17 protein-coding genes are annotated in these 15,836 nt (G+C 71.8%); 7 read left to right on the top strand and 10 right to left on the bottom strand.

Annotated features, from left to right (window positions below):
- Positions 1-37 precede the first annotated feature (37 nt).
- The 4 genes from thpD to ectA are packed head-to-tail and all read right to left on the bottom strand — an operon-like array spanning position 38 to position 3,282.
- Entirely contained in the window at positions 38-940 is a 903-nt protein-coding gene (thpD, locus tag ACFW2G_RS31615) for an ectoine hydroxylase (RefSeq protein ID WP_037916860.1), read from the bottom strand.
- A gap of 29 nt (positions 941-969) precedes the next feature.
- Positions 970-1,374 carry an ectoine synthase gene (locus tag ACFW2G_RS31610; RefSeq protein ID WP_037916864.1) on the bottom strand — a complete coding sequence of 135 codons (405 nt, stop codon included), beginning with the start codon at positions 1,372-1,374 and terminating at the stop codon, positions 970-972.
- Positions 1,375-1,407: 33 nt separating this feature from the next.
- A complete protein-coding gene (ectB, locus tag ACFW2G_RS31605; protein ID WP_037916866.1) occupies positions 1,408-2,676 on the bottom strand; it encodes a diaminobutyrate--2-oxoglutarate transaminase in 1,269 nt (422 codons plus the stop codon).
- 54 nt (positions 2,677-2,730) lie between these two features.
- Positions 2,731-3,282, bottom strand: coding sequence for a diaminobutyrate acetyltransferase (gene ectA / locus ACFW2G_RS31600; RefSeq protein ID WP_052030105.1), 552 nt, complete (start codon positions 3,280-3,282; stop codon positions 2,731-2,733).
- 460 nt (positions 3,283-3,742) lie between these two features.
- On the opposite strand from ectA, the gene ACFW2G_RS31595 reads away from it, so the two are divergent.
- Entirely contained in the window at positions 3,743-4,300 is a 558-nt protein-coding gene (locus ACFW2G_RS31595) for a MarR family winged helix-turn-helix transcriptional regulator (RefSeq protein WP_384455919.1), read from the top strand.
- Positions 4,301-4,406: 106 nt separating this feature from the next.
- On the opposite strand, the gene ACFW2G_RS31590 is transcribed toward ACFW2G_RS31595, so the two are convergent.
- Positions 4,407-5,471, bottom strand: a complete 1,065-nt coding sequence (locus tag ACFW2G_RS31590) for a PP2C family protein-serine/threonine phosphatase (RefSeq protein ID WP_052030227.1) — start codon at positions 5,469-5,471, stop codon at positions 4,407-4,409.
- Positions 5,472-5,740: 269 nt separating this feature from the next.
- Here ACFW2G_RS31590 and ACFW2G_RS31585 point away from each other — a divergent pair, with 269 nt between their 5' ends.
- The gene (locus ACFW2G_RS31585; protein WP_384455922.1) at positions 5,741-6,238 is read left to right on the top strand and encodes a nitroreductase family deazaflavin-dependent oxidoreductase; all 498 of its coding nucleotides are present in this window, start codon (positions 5,741-5,743) and stop codon (positions 6,236-6,238) included.
- A gap of 115 nt (positions 6,239-6,353) precedes the next feature.
- Here ACFW2G_RS31585 and ACFW2G_RS31580 read toward each other — a convergent pair whose 3' ends face one another.
- Both ACFW2G_RS31580 and ACFW2G_RS31575 read right to left on the bottom strand, forming a co-directional pair.
- Positions 6,354-7,373 (bottom strand): 1-phosphofructokinase family hexose kinase, encoded by a 1,020-nt coding sequence (locus ACFW2G_RS31580; protein WP_384455925.1) that lies wholly within the window; start codon positions 7,371-7,373, stop codon positions 6,354-6,356.
- A 76-nt stretch (positions 7,374-7,449) separates the two neighbouring features.
- Positions 7,450-8,103: a CBS domain-containing protein gene (locus ACFW2G_RS31575; RefSeq protein ID WP_037916879.1), complete on the bottom strand. Its 654-nt coding sequence runs from the start codon at positions 8,101-8,103 to the stop codon at positions 7,450-7,452.
- A 611-nt stretch (positions 8,104-8,714) separates the two neighbouring features.
- Between ACFW2G_RS31575 and ACFW2G_RS31570 the strand changes: the two genes are divergently transcribed.
- The 3 genes from ACFW2G_RS31570 to ACFW2G_RS31560 all read left to right on the top strand — a co-directional run bounded on the left by ACFW2G_RS31570 (position 8,715) and on the right by ACFW2G_RS31560 (position 12,445).
- Entirely contained in the window at positions 8,715-9,473 is a 759-nt protein-coding gene (locus tag ACFW2G_RS31570; RefSeq protein ID WP_384455932.1) for an HAD family hydrolase, read from the top strand.
- Positions 9,470-11,908 (top strand): glycoside hydrolase family 65 protein, encoded by a 2,439-nt coding sequence (locus ACFW2G_RS31565; RefSeq protein ID WP_384585341.1) that lies wholly within the window; start codon positions 9,470-9,472, stop codon positions 11,906-11,908. Before ACFW2G_RS31570 ends, ACFW2G_RS31565 begins: the two co-directional genes overlap by 4 nt.
- A gap of 87 nt (positions 11,909-11,995) precedes the next feature.
- Positions 11,996-12,445, top strand: coding sequence for a universal stress protein (locus tag ACFW2G_RS31560; RefSeq protein WP_384455938.1), 450 nt, complete (start codon positions 11,996-11,998; stop codon positions 12,443-12,445).
- A gap of 79 nt (positions 12,446-12,524) precedes the next feature.
- On the opposite strand, the gene ACFW2G_RS31555 is transcribed toward ACFW2G_RS31560, so the two are convergent.
- From ACFW2G_RS31555 to ACFW2G_RS31545, 3 genes are all read right to left on the bottom strand, one after another.
- Entirely contained in the window at positions 12,525-13,040 is a 516-nt protein-coding gene (locus ACFW2G_RS31555) for a CBS domain-containing protein (RefSeq protein ID WP_078556032.1), read from the bottom strand.
- Between the two features lie 75 nt (positions 13,041-13,115).
- Positions 13,116-13,760, bottom strand: coding sequence for a CBS domain-containing protein (locus ACFW2G_RS31550; protein WP_037916892.1), 645 nt, complete (start codon positions 13,758-13,760; stop codon positions 13,116-13,118).
- Between the two features lie 210 nt (positions 13,761-13,970).
- Positions 13,971-14,390 (bottom strand): arsenate reductase ArsC, encoded by a 420-nt coding sequence (locus ACFW2G_RS31545; protein ID WP_384455944.1) that lies wholly within the window; start codon positions 14,388-14,390, stop codon positions 13,971-13,973.
- Between the two features lie 240 nt (positions 14,391-14,630).
- Here ACFW2G_RS31545 and ACFW2G_RS31540 point away from each other — a divergent pair, with 240 nt between their 5' ends.
- The gene (locus tag ACFW2G_RS31540) at positions 14,631-14,945 is read left to right on the top strand and encodes an ArsR/SmtB family transcription factor (protein WP_384585338.1); all 315 of its coding nucleotides are present in this window, start codon (positions 14,631-14,633) and stop codon (positions 14,943-14,945) included.
- 39 nt (positions 14,946-14,984) lie between these two features.
- The gene (locus tag ACFW2G_RS31535; protein ID WP_037916901.1) at positions 14,985-15,761 is read left to right on the top strand and encodes an aquaporin; all 777 of its coding nucleotides are present in this window, start codon (positions 14,985-14,987) and stop codon (positions 15,759-15,761) included.
- Positions 15,762-15,836: the final 75 nt, after the last annotated feature.

The raw sequence follows: 15,836 nt of genomic DNA, 5'->3' as shown, positions 1-15,836 counted from the left end.
GGCCGGGCGGGGGCGGCCGGCGGGCGGGTCGGAGGTGTCAGCCGACGGGGGTGAAGTCCCGTGAGGCGATGTAGGCGGGGCGGCGCACCGGGGCGGCGAACGGCTTCACCGGACGGTTCTCCACGCTGTTGAAGACGAGGAACACGTTGCTGCGCGGGTAGGGCGTGATGTTGTCGCCCGAACCGTGCATCGCGTTGCAGTCGAACCAGGTGGCGGAGCCCGCCGCGCCGGTGAAGAGCGTGATCCCGCACGCGGAGGCGAACTTGGTCAGTGCCGCGTCCGACGGGGTGCCGGCGTCCTGCATCTGGAGGGACTTCTTGTAGTTGTCCTCGGGCGTCGCACCGGCGCAGCCGAGGAAGCTCCGATGCGATCCCGGCATGATCATCAGCCCGCCGTTGGTGGTGTGGTTCTGCGTCAGGGCGATGGACACGGACACGGTGCGCATGTTCGGCAGGCCGTCCTCGGCGTGCCAGGTCTCGAAGTCGGAGTGCCAGTAGAAGCCGCTGGCGCCGAAACCGGGCTTGACGTTGATCCGGGACTGGTGCACGTACACGTCGGAGCCCAGGATCTGACGTGCGCGGCCGACGACGCGCGGATCCGCGGCGAGGCCCGCGAACACCTCGCTGATCCGGTGGACCTCGAAGACGGAGCGCACCTCCCGGGACTTGGGCTCCACGATGGACCGGTCGTCGGCCAGCGTCGAGGGGTCACGGAGCAGCCGGTCCATCTCGGTCCGGTAGACGTCCACCTCCTCGGGCGTGATCAGCTGGTCCACGGCCAGGAAGCCGTCGCGCTCGTAGCTCTCCAGCTCGTGGGCCCACATCGGGCCCGGAGTGCCGGGCTCGGACCAGACGACCGGGTCCTTGCGACCGATCAGTACTTCCTCGGAGCCGCGGGTCGGATACAGGTCGCGCACGGTTCGCGTGGTGGCGTGGTTCATGGTGGTACCTGTCTCTCCTTTCTGCGCGTTCAGTGGTGGTCGGGTTCGGTGAGCAGCGGGTAGACGCCGTTCTCGTCGTGGTCCTCGCGACCGGTCACGGGCGGGTTGAAGACGCACAGGCAGCGGAACTCCTGGCGGACGCGCAGGGTGTGCCGCTCGTGGCCGTCGAGCAGGTACATGGTTCCCGGCGTGATCGTGTAGGTGATTCCGGTCTCCTCGTCCGTGAGCTCGGCCTCTCCGGCCGTGCAGACCACGGCCTCCACGTGGTTCGCGTACCACATGGACGTCTCGGTGCCGGCGTACAGGACGGTCTCGTGGAGGGAGAAGCCGACGCGTTCCCGGGCCAGGACGATGCGCTTGCTCTCCCAGGTACCGGAGGCCGCCCTGACGTGACGGTCGGTTCCCTCGATGTCCTTGAACGATCGGACGATCATGGTGCTGTCCTTCGCGGTGTCGGTGCCGTGCGGTCAGGCGGTTTCACGGACGGCGCGGGCGATGATCGCCAGGCCCTCGTCGAGTTCCTCGTCGGTGATGGTGAGCGGCGGGAGCAGTTTCACGACCTCGTCCTCGGGACCGGAGGTCTCGACCAGCAGGCCGTGCTCGAAGGCCTTGCGGCAGACCGCCGCCGCGCGTTCCCGCTGGGTGAACTCGATGCCCCAGGCCAGTCCGCGACCCCGGTACGTCGCACCCAGCCGGCCGTGTTCCGCGCACAGCTCCCGCAGGGCGCTCTCGACGCGCCCGCCGTGGACGAGGGTGCGCTCGCGCAGGGACCCGTCGCTCCAGTAGGCCTCCAGAGCGGCGGCCGCGGTGACGAAGGCCGGGTTGTTGCCGCGGAATGTCCCGTTGTGCTCGCCCGGCTCCCACAGGTCCAGCTCGGGCTTGAACAGGCAGAGGGACATGGGCAGTCCGTAGCCGCTGATGGACTTGGACAGGGTGACGATGTCGGGCGTGATGCCCGCTTCCTCGAAGGAGAAGAACCCGCCCGTGCGGCCGCAGCCCATCTGGATGTCGTCGACGATGAGCAGCATGTCGCGGCGTCGGCACAGTTCCGCGAGGGCGCGGAGCCACTCCGCGCGGGCGACGTTGATCCCTCCCTCGCCTTGGATCGTCTCGACGATGACGGCCGCCGGCTGGTTGAGGCCGGAGCCCTGGTCCTCCAGGAGGCGCTCGAACCAGAGGAAGTCGGGGGTCCTGCCGCCGAGGTAGTTGTCGAAGGGCATCGGCGTGCCGTGGACCAGGGGGATGCCGGCCCCGGCCCGCTTGAAGGCGTTGCCGGTGACGGCGAGGGAACCGAGTGACATGCCGTGGAAGGCGTTGGTGAAGGAGACCACCGACTCGCGACCCTTGGCCTTCCGGGCCAGTTTGAGTGCCGCTTCGACGGCGTTGGTTCCGGTGGGCCCCGGGAACATCACCTTGTAGGGAAGTGCGCGGGGTTCGAGGACGCGGGAGCGGAACGTCTCCAGGAAGGTCCTCTTGGCCGTGGTCGACATGTCGAGCCCGTGCGTGATGCCGTCGTGCTCCAGGTAGTCGAGCAGGGCCCGCTTCAGGACCGGGTTGTTGTGGCCGTAGTTCAGGGACCCGGCGCCGGCGAAGAAGTCCAGGTAGCTGCGGCCGTGTTCGTCGTACAGCCGGCTGCCCTTGGCGCGCTCGAAGACGACGGGCCAGGCGCGGCAGTAGCTGCGCACCTCGGACTCCACGGTCTCGAAGACGGACAGTACCGGCTCGGTCATGGTCAAGGTGGATCTCCAGTCAGTGTTCGGTGTTCGGCGTACGGGCGGCGGGCGACCGGGTCAGAAGTGGAGCTGCCCGATGCGGTGGAGCACCTCGGGCTGGTGCCCGCCCCCGGGGAAGGCGTCGGCCGGGAACAGCACCTCGCGCTCCAGGGCCGCGCCGTGACGCTCGGCGTACGAGGCGAAGAGCCTTTCCGACGAGTGGTTACCGGGGGTGATGGTGGTCTCCAGGAAGCTCAGTCCGTGTTCCGCGGCGACCCGGGCGGAGAGGCTGTCGAGCATGGCCCCGGCGATCCCCAGCCCGCGGACGGATTCGTCGACGGCGGTCTGCCAGATGAACAGGGTCCCGGGGCGGTCCGGCCGCAGGTAGCCGCTGACGAACCCGACGGCCCGGCCGGCCCGATCGCGGGCGATCGCGGACGTGCCGGCGAAGTCACGGCACCAGAGGAGGTAGCTGTAGGACGAGTTGAGGTCCAGGGTCCTGGAGTCGCGGGCGAGGCGCCACAGGGCGGTGCCGTCGCTCGGGCGGGGGCGGTCGATGTGCACGGTGGAGCTGACAGAAGCGGATGTGAGGGGCTTTCGGTATGAGGCCAGTTCTGCATGGGCGGTCATGCGGGCCGAAGTTACCCATGACCGGACTAGATCGCATGGCCCTAGAGGGTTACGAAGATGCACCTGTTCGTGATAGAAGGCGAGGCGCTTCTGGAGCTGCTGAGGGTGAACAGTGCGAGCCTTTGGGTAGGAAAAAGTCGGATATTTGCCCCACTACCCTTGATTTATAACGAGCGTGCAACGTCTTTGCTCTGTGCCAAATTTGCCACTTGAACGTTATGGCTTCGCCGGGTGCCCGGGGGTTTCGTCGGCTGCTGGGCGGATATAGACGCCCTTCGGTACTGCTGGTGCGCCCGGGGACGGAGGGGCACGATCGAGACCGCCGTCCTCCCCGATCCGGAAGCCGGGGCGGCGGTGAGCGACGGCCCCGCCGAAGCGGGCAGGGTGCTCCGCAGGCCGGCCCGCCGAGCGGGAGTGGGCCCGTTCAGCGCGCCGGGGGGCGCAGGCGGTAGAAAGGGGTATGACCGATCTCCCGCGCGCCGAAGCTTCTCCGTTCGGCGTGGATGACACCGATGACGTGGACGACGTGACCCGGGCGTTGCTGACGGCCTCGCGGCTCCTCGTGGCGGTTTCCGCCCGCTCACTGGCGGCCGCCGAGGACAAGGTCACGCTCGCGCAGTTCCGGATGCTGGTGGTGCTGGCCACGCGCGGGGCGGCGAAGCTGGTGGTGCTCGCGGACGCCCTGGGCGTGAATCCCTCGACGGCGATGCGCATGGTCGATCGGCTCATCACGGCGGGACTGGCGGACCGGCGGCCCAATCCCGAGAACCGCCGCGAGACGATACTGACGGCGACACCGGCCGGACTGCGGCTCGTGGAAGAGGTCACGGCCCGGCGCAGGGAGGAGATCGCGGCCATCGCCGCGCGTATCGACCCCGGTCAGCGCACCGCACTGGTCAGCGCGCTCACCGCGTTCAACGCCGCCGGGGGAGAGCCGTCCGTGTCCAAAGGGGACAGGCCGCTTTTCCCTCTCGGATGGAGCGACACATCCGGCCGCAGGGATGGGAAGTCGGCCTAGGAAGCGGTGACGGCCCCCAGGGGCCGCTACGCCGAAGCCTCGCGCCCGTCGGGACGGACGCCGTGCGCACCCGGGGCGGCCGGCAGCGCCGCACCGGCCCTTACGGTCAGGCCGGCGCCGGTGCCTCGTCCGACCGGCCCACCGGTCCGACGCCCGCGTCCTGCCGGCACCGCAGCAACAGCATGGCCGCGTCGTCGTGCAGGGGCCCGCCGGCGTAGGCCACGACATCCTCGCGCAGCGCGTCGAGAGCCTGCTGGGGATCCGGGTCCGACAGCAGCCCACTCCGCTCCCCCAAGGGATAGAAGACGCCATCGGTGTCGCGGGCCTCCGAGACGCCGTCCGTGTAGAGGAGCAGTTGGTCTCCAGGGCCGAAGTCGATGCTGTAGGGCTGGGGGCCGTCCGCGGCACTCCAGGCCAGGCCGAGCGGCGGAGCGGGCTGAGGGGGTTCGGGGAAGGCCGGGGGGCGCGACGGCCGCAGGAGCATGGCCGGCGCGTGACCGTAGTTGAGGAAGACGACCCCGCCGGCTTCCGTTATCTCCGCGAGCAGCGCCGTGACGAACTTCTCTCCGTAACCGTCGCTTCCCAGGGTGCGCAGAACCGCCCGGTCCACCCGGGCGCCGACACCGGTCAGGTGCGGCTCGTCGTGCGCGGCTTCACGGAATGCGCCGAGCACGGTCGCCGCCGTCTCGACCGCCTCCAACCCCTTGCCCTGGACGTCGCCGATGATCACACGGACGCCACCCCCGGGCACCGGAACGACCTCGTACAGATCCCCGCCGATCCGGGCCTCCGCGACGGCGGAGGTGTAGGAGACCGCCGCGCGCAGGTGCCCGGCGCTGCGCGGCACCGGCCGCAGCAGTACCCGCTGAGCCGCCTCCGCAATGGTGCGGACGCTTGCGAGCTCGCGCTCCTGACGTCCGCGGACCAGGGCCGCGGCGATGCCGGCGACGGTCACCCCGGCGACCGCGGTCAAGGCGGTGTAGCCGCGGCGGTTCTGGAAGAGGCCGTCGTAGAGACCCAGAGCGCAGCACAGGGCCATCGCCGCCGCGCCGATGGCGGCCGTACGGCGCCAACTGCCCGCGAGGCCGGCGAAGGCCGGCCCGAGCGAGACCAGGGGCAGCAGTCCCACTCCCGGTCCCGCGGTGACGTCCGCCACCGCGACGATGGCCATCACCGCATAGGGGATCGCGAGCAGCGCGCGCTTGCCGGGGACGCTCCCGGAGCGATGGAGATCCACGTCGTACTCCCGGGTCCTCGTCGGCGTGCGGACAGCAGCGCCCATTCCTGTCCATCGACACGGAAGCGGCTGTTGATCGGAGGGCCCGCCGCGTGTCACGTTTAGACTATGCAAAAGTTTATCCAGCAAATCACCCCGCGATGCGACTGTTACGTACTTGTCGGCAGCGGCTGCGCCATGACGCGGGAGCCGGGGGCGGCACGGTGAGCCCACGACAGCGCCCGCAAGCGCCCACGGGCTGGCGCAGAGCAGTCGCCCGGCTGCCGATCGGCCTGTACCGCATCGGCCTCGGCGCGCTCCTCGGCAGGCGGATGCTCCTCCTCCGGCACATCGGGCGCGTGTCCGGGCAGCCCCGCGAGGTCTGTCTGGAGGTGGTGGCTCACGATCCGGCCCGGGGGAGCTGGACCGTCGCCTCGGGATTCGGGGCCCAGGCCCAGTGGTACCGGAACCTGCGGCACGTTCCGAAGGTGACCATCCAGGTCGGTCGGAAGGTCTATCCGGTCAGCGCGCACTTCCTCACGGCGGACGAAGGCGGCGAGGTCATGGCCGACTATTCCGCACGGCACCCGCGCGCCGCACGGGTCCTGTGCCGCTGGCTCGCCCTGGGCGAGCCCACGCACGACCCGGAGTCGTTCCGGGCAGCGGGCCGGCAGATTCCGTTCGTCCGCCTGGACGAGGTGCCTCCGCGCCGATGGGGCTGACGGCGCCGCCGGCGGGACGCACGTGGTCCGGGCGAAGGGCCTGCCCGCCGTCCTCCACCGGTCCCGGGACGGGCGAAGGCGGAGTCCGTGCCGGGGCGGGGTACGGTGGGGCCCCTCAGGCACCGGCGGTCCTCACCTGCGAGCGGAGCGCCAGCGCCACGTCCACGTCGAAGGGTTCGGTGCTGGGGGTGAGCATCGCTGCGGCGGCCGTGGCCACGCCCAGGGCGCAGGCGCTGACGGGGTCCGCTCCGGCGACCAGCTCCGTGGTGAGAGCGGCGACCATGCTGTCTCCCGCCCCCGCATCGCTCAGGGGTTCGCCGGGCAGCGGCGGTGCGTGGAGCTCGGTGTGGCCGAGGTGGGTCGAGCACAGGGCGCCCAGCTCTCCGAGCGTGGTGACGGCGATCTCGGCGGCCCCCGATTCGAGCAGGTGCTCGTTGAGGGCTCGGGCGTCGTCGAAGCCGTTGACGGCCCGGCCGGTGAGCCCGGCGGCCTCCGTCCGGTTGCACCTGAACAGGAACACGCCCTCCGTGAGCGCTGCCCGAAGAGCAGGACCGGAGGTGTCCAGCACCAGTCGCGACCCGGCTTCCCTGACCTGGCGGGCGACGGCCGCGTAGTAGTCGTCGGACAGGCCGCCCGGCAGGCTTCCACTGGCCACGACGTACGGGCTGCCGGCGGCAGCCTGCGCCAGCACCTCCAGGCCCCGCTGTCCCTCCCGTGCGTGCAGTCGTGGGCCGGGAGGCACGACGTGGTAGCTGCGACGCGACGCGGCATCGAAGAGTACGAGTGCTTCGCGGGTGTCGTCCTCGATGTCGACGCACACGTGGTCGATGCCCTCTTCCTCCAGCAGCCGGTTGAGGCGCAGGCCGACCTCGCCTCCCGCGGTGTGGACGGCGGTGGCCCGTCCTCCGAAGCGGACGACGTGACGTGCGACGTTGATCCCTCCGCCGCCGACGGCCACGGACCTGACCCGCGCGCGGTTCTTTCCGATCTCCTCCAGGTGGTCGACCTCCCAGCAGAGATCGACCGCGGGATTCATCGTCAAGGTGACGACGGGCGGCCCTGCGGCGTCCCCGCGGGCTTCGCCCTGCTGCACGCTCCCGGCACCCGGTCGCGCCACGTCCCCTGCGGCGGTCATCGCGTACCTCCTCTCCGCCCCCTGTCGCCGAAGCCCCGACGCCTGGCACCCGCCCGGCCGGACGGGAGGACCGAGCTCACGCCGCGCCGCGCGCCTCCAGCCGGCAGCGGACGTCGACGACGCCCTCGACGGACCGGGCGAGTCGTTCGGCCATGGGAATCAGGTGCGGGTCGCGCACGCTGCCGGTCAGGGTGGCGGTCCCCCGCGCGACGGTGACCGTGACCCTGTCGTGGGAGACCGGGAAGAGGCGCTCTATGACGCTGCGGCGGATCTCCTCGGTGAGCTCTTCGTCCGTGCGGAGGAAGACCTTGAGAAGGTCGGCGCGGCTGACGATGCCCCTGAGGGTGCCGTCCGCGTCGACCACCGGGAGGCGCTTGATGCGGCGGTCGGCCATCAGGCGAGCGGCCCGGGGCAGGACGGCGTCGGGTCGGATCGTGACGGCGGGGCTGGTCATGAGGTCCTCGGCGTGGGTGGATCCGGCCTTGGCGTCGTGACCGAGGCGCCGCATCCGGTCGATCATGCCCGGGCCGTGCTCGTGGAACTGCTCCTTGGGCAGGAGATCGGCCTCGGAGACCACTCCGACGACACGGCCCTCGCCCTCGACGACGGGGAGCGCGGTCACCTTCCACCGCTTCATCGCGGCGGCGATGTCCTTGAATCCGGTGTCGGGCGTGACGGCGACGACCTGGGTGGTCATCACGTCGGCGACGGTGTACGGGGTGGAGGTCATGGTGTGGTCCTCGGGTGCGTGGGCGAGCGGGGTTCCGCTGCCGGCGGTGTGCGCCGTCGAGGGGCACGCTCTCGCCGGGCGCCCGGCGCCGGGCGGGGCCGGGCCGCGGGGGCGCCGGGCGGGATCGGGCCGCGGAAGCCGTGACGGACGGGGCGCGGCAGGTTCCGGTTGCGGCGGCGCGGGTCCGCGCCACCCTGGAAGAGCCCGCAGCCGACGACGGTGACCGTCCGGAGGCTGCCGGGGACGTCCGGCAGGGCCGGGCGGCCGACGGAAGGCGGGGTCGACCCGGACATGGGCCCTCCTTTCGGGGACGGTGTCCGATCCCACCGTCGCAGTCACCGGGCCCGCGGGCCAGACCCGACCGGTCCCCCCGGCGGGGGCCGACCGGCCCAAGCGCGGAGGAGCCGCGGATGCGCAGCCCGACGTCTACCGCACCCCCGTAGCAGTCAGAGGCGCCCACCATGAGAGGACCGCCATGCAAGGACTCGTCTTCCGCGGCCCCCGACAGACCCGCCGCCAGAAGCTCCCGGACCCGGTGGCCAGGCCCCCCACGGACGCGTCACGGTCCCGCGGACGGTCCGGCCCGCCGGCCGTCGCGTGACGCGCGCGTCATGAACGGTCCGGAAGCGGTCGTCTTCGACACCGACGGAGTGCTTCTCGCCACCGAAACCCGTCACGCGGCCGCCTGGAAGGAGGCCTTCGACGGCTGCCTCGCCGCATGGCAGTCGGGGCGCGAGGGGAGGCCACCACGACCCTTCGACGCACTGCGCGACTACCGGGAGCTGGTGGACGGCAGGGCCCGCCTCGACGGGGTACGCGCCTTCCTCGCCTCCCGCGGGATCGCGCTTCCCGCCGGGACCCCGCAGGATCCACCGGGTTGCGGAACCGTCCACGCCGTGGCGGCCCGCAAGGAGCAGATCTTCTCCGAGGCTCTCCGGACCGAAGACGTCAGGCCCTTCGCCGACGTCCCGCCCACCCTCCGGCAGCTGCGCGAGAGGTCGCTGCGGTGCGCGGCCGTCTCGGCGTCCCGCCACGCCCGCGCCCTCCTGGAAGCCGCGCACCTCGGCAGCTCGTTCGATGCACTGGTGGACGGTGAGGACGCCGCCGCGCTGGACCTGCCCGGAAAGCCCGCCCCCGCCCTCTTCCTGGAAGCCGCCGCCCGCCTCGGTACCGCCCCGGCGAGGGCGGCCGTGGTGGAGGACGCACTCGTCGGCGTGGAAGCCGCGCGCCGCGGAGGATTCCGGCTGGTCGTGGGACTCGACCGGGAGGACGATCCGCACCTGCGCGAGGCCCTCCTGGCACACGGCGCCCACCTCGTCCTGCGCGGTCTGACCGAACTGCCCGCCGTCCTCCAGGGCGGTCGCCCGTGAACACCGCCTGGCGGTGGGAGTACCGCAGCTACGACCCGAAGGCCGAGCGGCTGGTCGAGTCCCTGTGCACCCTCGGCAACGGACGCTTCGCCACGAGGGGTTCATCCCCGGAGACCGTCGCCGACGCCGTCCACTACCCGGCCACGTACCTCGCCGGCTGCTACGACCGGCTCACTTCCACGGTCGCCGGACGGAAGATCTCCAACGAGGACGTGGTCCGCCTGCCGGACTGGACCGCCCTGCGCTACCGCTGCCTGCCCGAAGGTGCGGCCCCGGGAGACTGGCTCACCCCCGACCACCCCACCCTGCGCCACTGTTCCGTCTCGCTCGACATGCGATCGGGAACGCTCACCCGCCGCATGCTGTTCCACGACGCCGAGGGCCGCCGCCTGGGTGTCACCCACACCCGTCTCGTCCACGCCGGTGACCCGCGTCTCGCGGCGCAGCGCACCGTCCTCACCGCGTACGGCTGGCGCGGCAGGGTCGAGATCGAGGCCGTGCTGGACGGAGACATCGCGAACACGGGCGTCGACCGCTACCGCGACCTGGCCGGACAGCACCTCGTCGACCACCGGGCCGGGTTGGGGGCGGACGACGTCGCGTGGTTGTGCTGCGCCACCGCTGACTCGCACCTGAGGGTCGGGCTCGCCGTACGCCTGCGGGCCCGGACCCCGGCCGGTGTGCGCAGTGCCTGCACGGCCACCGGCGTCCGGCAGACGTTGGTCCTGCCGATCAGGCGCGCGGAGCACGTCGTGGTCGTGAAGACCGCAGCACTCTTCATCTCCCTCGACCGCCCCTGGGGCGATCCGCTGAGCAGCAGTATCGAGCACGTGGTCCACGCTCGGGACTTCGCCGCCCTGCTGGCCGCCCACCGGGCCTCGTGGCAACTGCTCTGGAACCAGGGCGAAGTGGAAGCCCCGGGAGAGACGGGACGGATCCTGCGCCTGCACGCCTTCCACGTCCTGCAGACGCTTTCCCCGCACACCGCGGAGATCGACGCCGGCGTTCCGGCCCGGGGCCTCCACGGGGAGGCGTACCGCGGACATGTCTTCTGGGACGAGCTCTTCGTCCTGCCCTATCTCTCCCTGCATTTTCCCGAGACCGCACGGGCCCTGCTGATGTACCGGCACCGGCGTCTCCCCGCAGCCCGGGAATCCGCCCGCCGGGCCGGTGTGCGGGGAGCGATGTTCCCCTGGCAGAGCGGTAGTTCCGGAGCGGAGGAGACCCAGCGGCTGCACCTCAACCCGCACTCCGGCCGCTGGCTGCCCGACCACTCCCACCTCCAGCACCACGTGGGCTCCGCCGTCGCCTGGAACGTGTGGCACTACGGCCGGGCCACCGGCGACGCCGGATTCATGCACGGACCCGGAGCCGAACTCCTCCTGGACGTGGCCCACTTCTGGGGTGCCGTCGCGACGTGGGACGCCGGCTTCGGCCGGTACCGCATCCGCGGCGCCGTCGGTCCGGACGAGTACCACGACGCCTACCCGGACGCCCCCGCCCCCGGCATCGACGACAACGCGTACACCAATGTCGCAGCGGCATGGGTGCTCGCCCGCGCCCTCGACCTGTACGAAGAGCTCCCGAACGCCAGACGCGCGGAGCTCCGTGCGCACCTGGGCATCGGCGTCGACGACCTGCACCACTGGGAGGAGGTGTCGCACCGCTTGTACGTGCCGTTCCACGCTGACGTGATCAGCCAGTTCCACGGCTACGGTGACCTCGCCGAGCTGGACTGGGACGCCTACCGTGCTCGCTACCACGACATCCGCCGGCTGGACCGGATCCTGGAGGCCGAAGGGGACACGCCCAACCGCTACCAGGCGTCCAAACAGGCCGACACCCTCATGCTCGGCTACCTCTTCCGGCCCTCGGAGCTCGCCCGTCTCTTCGCCCGGCTCGGCTACCGCCTGGACGACGAGCTCTGGCGGCGGACGGTGGCGTACTACCTGCGGCGCACCTGCCACGGCTCGACGCTCAGCAGCCTCGTCCACGGTTGGGTGCTCGCCCGGCAGCAGGGCGGGAGCGCGTGGCGCTACTGCCAGGAGGCCCTGCTCAGTGACATCGCCGATGTCCAGGGCGGCACCACCGGAGAGGGGATCCACCTCGGTGCCATGGGCGGCACGCTCGACCTCGTCGAGCGCGGCATCGTCGGACTCGATCCCGGAACCGACGGCCTGCACGTCGATCCGGTGCCCCTCTCCGAAGTGCCGGCCTCCACCTTCCCGGTCTGCTACCTCGGGCACCGGAACATCCGCATCACCTTCCGACCCGGCCGGATCGGAATCCGGGTTCCGCCGTCCCGGCTGGGGCCCGTGCCCCTCGTCCTGCCCGGAGACAGGCGGGCAAGCGTCACCGCCGGGGAAGAGAGGTGGTTCCGGCTGCCGGACGACCGTGACCGGGGGCGGGCCGCACCCGGCGGCCCGAACCGGTGACAGGTGCCGGTGGCCGGCCGCTTCGCGTGGCGGGGCATGCTGGTCTCGCACACTGTGGAGGTACAGCCGTCGAAAGGATGAGTCGGGATGGACAGCCAGCTTGAGGCTCCGCGCGTCGTAGTGGGTGTCGACGGATCGCCTTCGTCCCAGGCCGCGCTGCGCTGGGCGGTCCGGTACGCAGGCCTGGTGGGCGGGAGAGTGGACGCGGTCACCGCCTGGGATCTGCCCGGTGCCGGCTCGTGGTCCGCCCCCGCGGTGGACGCAGACTTCGACGAGGAGGAGGCCGAACGGCGTCTGGTCGAGGAGGTCCGGACGGTCCTCGGCGAGCGCGGCGCCACCCAGGTGCACGAGCGCCTGGTGCGCGGCAACCCCGCCGAGGTTCTGGTGGACCAGGCAGAAGGCGCCGACATGCTGGTCGTGGGCAGCCGAGGCCACGGCGGATTCCGGCGGGCCCTGCTCGGCTCGGTCAGCCAGCAGGTGGCACAGCACGCTCCCTGCCCGGTCACCATCGTCCGGCCGGAGGCGCCCGCCGAGTAGCCGCGCGGGCGGCGAGGCCGGCCGCCGCCGTCACCGCCGATGCCGTCGGGGCCGCGGCCGACGGCCGTGCACCGCATGCTCAGGACGCACGGGCACGGGAAGCCGGTGGATCCTCTTCGCCCGTCCGCTCCTCTTCGCCCGTGCGCCCGCGCGGGCCGATCTCGTCCTGGGGGCCGGGGGGTTCCTCGAGGACGCTCCAGGCGACCGGGCCGAGCAGGTCGGCGACCCTGCGGAAGACGTCCATGAGCAGGTCGTCCACGGTCAGCATGCCCACGACCCGATGCCCGTCCAGGACGGGCAGGCGCCGGACGCCACGGGTGCGGAGCGCCCGGTACGCCGCGTGGATGTCCTGGGCGGCGTCGACGGTGACGGCCGGGGTGGTCATGACCGCGCCCACCGGGGCGTCGCGGTCGAGCCCTCCGGCCACGGCGCGCACGGCGATGTCACGGTCGGTGACGATGCCGCGCAGCGCGCCTCCCTCCGTCACGACCAGGCAGCCGACGCCGTGGAGGTCCATGCGACGGGCCGCCTCCCCGATCGTCGTCGCGACCTCGACGGACACGGCGGGCGCCGACATGCATGCGGACACCTTCATCGTCCGGCTCCTTCCCCTGGATCCCATGCGGTCGACGGCGGGCCGGAGCGCCGGCGAGGGCGGTGTCCGCGCCGGTCAGGCGACGGCCGAGACCGCACCGTCGACTTCCATGCGGACGTCGACGACGCCCTCGACCGCGCGGACGGCGTGGGCCAGCAGGGGAATCAGGGCGCGGTCGTGGAGCGGTCCCCGGAGCGTGACGACACCCTCCAACACGGAGAAGCGCAGGGGTACACCCGGCGCGAGCTCGTCCAATACGGCCCGGCGGATCTCCTCCTCCAGTTCCTCGTCCGGTCGCAGGAACACCTTCAGCAGGTCGCTGCGGCTGACGACACCCTCCAGCATGCCCACGTCGTTCACCACGGGCAGGCGCTTGACGTGCTTGCGGGCCATGATGCGCGCCGCTTCGGCGGTGGTGGCGCCCGGGTGCACGGTGACCGCCGGGCTCGACATCAGGTCCTCGGCGAGGACGGCGCCGGCTTTGGCGGCTTCGTCGAGCTGGTCCGGCAGGAGGGGTTCCGCACGGCGGAACTCCTCCTTGGGCAGCAGGTCGGCCTCCGAGACGACTCCGACGACCCGGCCCTCCCCCTCCAGGACGGGGACCGCACTCACCTTCCATTCGTGCATCAGCTCGACGATCTCCTTGTAGGACGCCTCCCGGCCGATGGCCACGGCGGTGTGCGTCATGACGTCGCTGACGGTGTAGCGCGATGCAGGCATGACCAGCTCCTTCACAGCGTTCGGTCACGGGTGCCGCCGCTCGCCCCGTGGGGCGTGGAGGCCGGATGGGACCCTGTCCCCATCTCAGCACCCGAGCGCATGCCTGAGCAGGGCCCTGTGGCCCACGACGGGGGTCCGAGTGGCCCCGAGCCGGCTCCGTCTCGCGCGCTGGAGGGTGCCCCGGAGCCGGTGGCCGCGGGCGGGGGCGCCTCAGGCCTTCGACGTGGCGTCGATCTCGCTGATCAGACCCTCGATGAGGCCCTTGATCTCGTCCCGGATGGGGCGTACGGCCTCGACTCCCTGTCCGGCGGGGTCCTCGAGCTGCCAGTCGAGGTAGGTCTTGCCGGGAAAGTACGGGCAGGCGTCCCCGCAGCCCATGGTGATGATGTAGTCGGAGGCCTGGGCGGCCTCGGGGGTGAGGACCTTCGGCTTCTGGTCGGAGATGTCGATGCCCAGCTCGGCCATGGCGGCGACGGCGGAGGGGTTGATCTGCTCGCCGGGCATGGAGCCGGCCGAGCGGACCTCGACGCGGTCGCCCGCGAGGTGGCGCAGGAACCCGGCCGCCATCTGGGAGCGGCCGGCGTTGTGGATGCACACGAACAGGACGGAGGCGGCAGGAGCGGAGGGCATCTGTTCTTCCTTCGGGTGAGGCGACCGCGGTGGGGAGCCGTCGGGCTGCGGAACTGCGGAACTGCGGAGCTGTGGGGTCTCGGCGCGCGGGCCGGTCGAACCCCTCGGCGATCCGGGTGTCGACGGCGTCGGCGGCCCCGGCCCGGGTGTCGGCCGGGCCGGGCGCGTGAGCCCGTTCAAGGGGCCGGCAGGGTCAGTTCAAGCTGGTGTCAGCCTCGGCTGATGTGACAGTATCAGCCCATGATGACGTCAGTCGACACTGATCTGATCCGGGTTCTGGCCGACCCGCTCAGGCTCCGGATCGTGACCCTGCTCGCATGTGAGACGCTCTGCACCACCCACCTGGTGGAGGAGACGGGCGCCAAGCAGACCAACCTCTCCAACCACATGAGGGTGCTGCGGGAAGCAGGGGTCGTCGAGACGGAGCCGTGCGGGCGGTACATCTACTACCGCCTGCGCCCGGAAGTCATCGAAGCCCTCGCCGGCCGGTTCGCCGACCTCGCCCGGACCGCGCGAGCGACCGCAGAGGCGAACGTCAAGCGGTCCTGCCCGTAGCTTTCGCGCCCCGCCTCAACTGTCCGAGGAGACACCGTCTTGACCGCGACCCAGCCCGTCGGCACCTCGATACCTGCCGACCCGCCCCGGCCCGCCCCCGGAGCGACCCCGCCCCGCACCCCGCTGATCTCCCGCGCGGCCGCCGAGCTGGTCGGCACCGCGGCCCTCGTCGCGGTCGTCGTCGGCTCGGGCATCCAGGCCGCGCGACTCACCCAGGACGTGGGCCTGCAGCTGCTGGCCAACTCCACCGCGACGGTGTTCGGGCTCGGCGTCCTGATCGCACTCCTCGGCCCGGTCTCCGGTGCCCACTTCAATCCCGCCGTGACGCTGGCCGAGTGGTGGACCGCCCGTCGTGGCGGCGCCGGCGTCAACGCCCGCGAGCTGGCCGTCTACCTGCCCTCGCAGGTCGCGGGGGCCATCGCGGGCGCGATCCTCGCGGACGCGATGTTCGGGGAACCGCTGGTCAAATGGTCCACCCAGGACCGCTCCGCCGGGAACCTCCTGCTCGGTGAGGTCGTCGCCACGGCCGGTCTGATCCTGCTGATCTTCGGTCTGGCGCGCACGGACCGGCTGCGCTTCGCTCCCGTCGCGGTCGCCTCGTACATCGGCGCCGCCTACTGGTTCACCTCCTCCACCTCCTTCGCCAATCCGGCCGTCACCATCGGGCGTGCCTTCACCGACACGTTCGCGGGCATCGCCCCGGCCTCGGTGCCCGGCTTCGTCGCCGTGCAGCTCGTCGGCGCCGTGGTGGGCCTGGCTCTGGTGGCGGTCATCTTCCTGCGCGGCACGGGGGACGGCGCGGCGCCCCCGGAGTGACGCGGGGTACGGGAGTGGCGGTGATCGGCGGCTGCTCGGCCCACTCGGCGCGGCTCGGGCGGCGGCCGCCCGAGC

This window comes from Streptomyces sp. NPDC058880, assembly GCF_042742535.1.
Lineage (GTDB): Bacteria > Actinomycetota > Actinomycetes > Streptomycetales > Streptomycetaceae > Streptomyces.
This window is presented reverse-complemented; position numbering and strand designations above follow the sequence as displayed.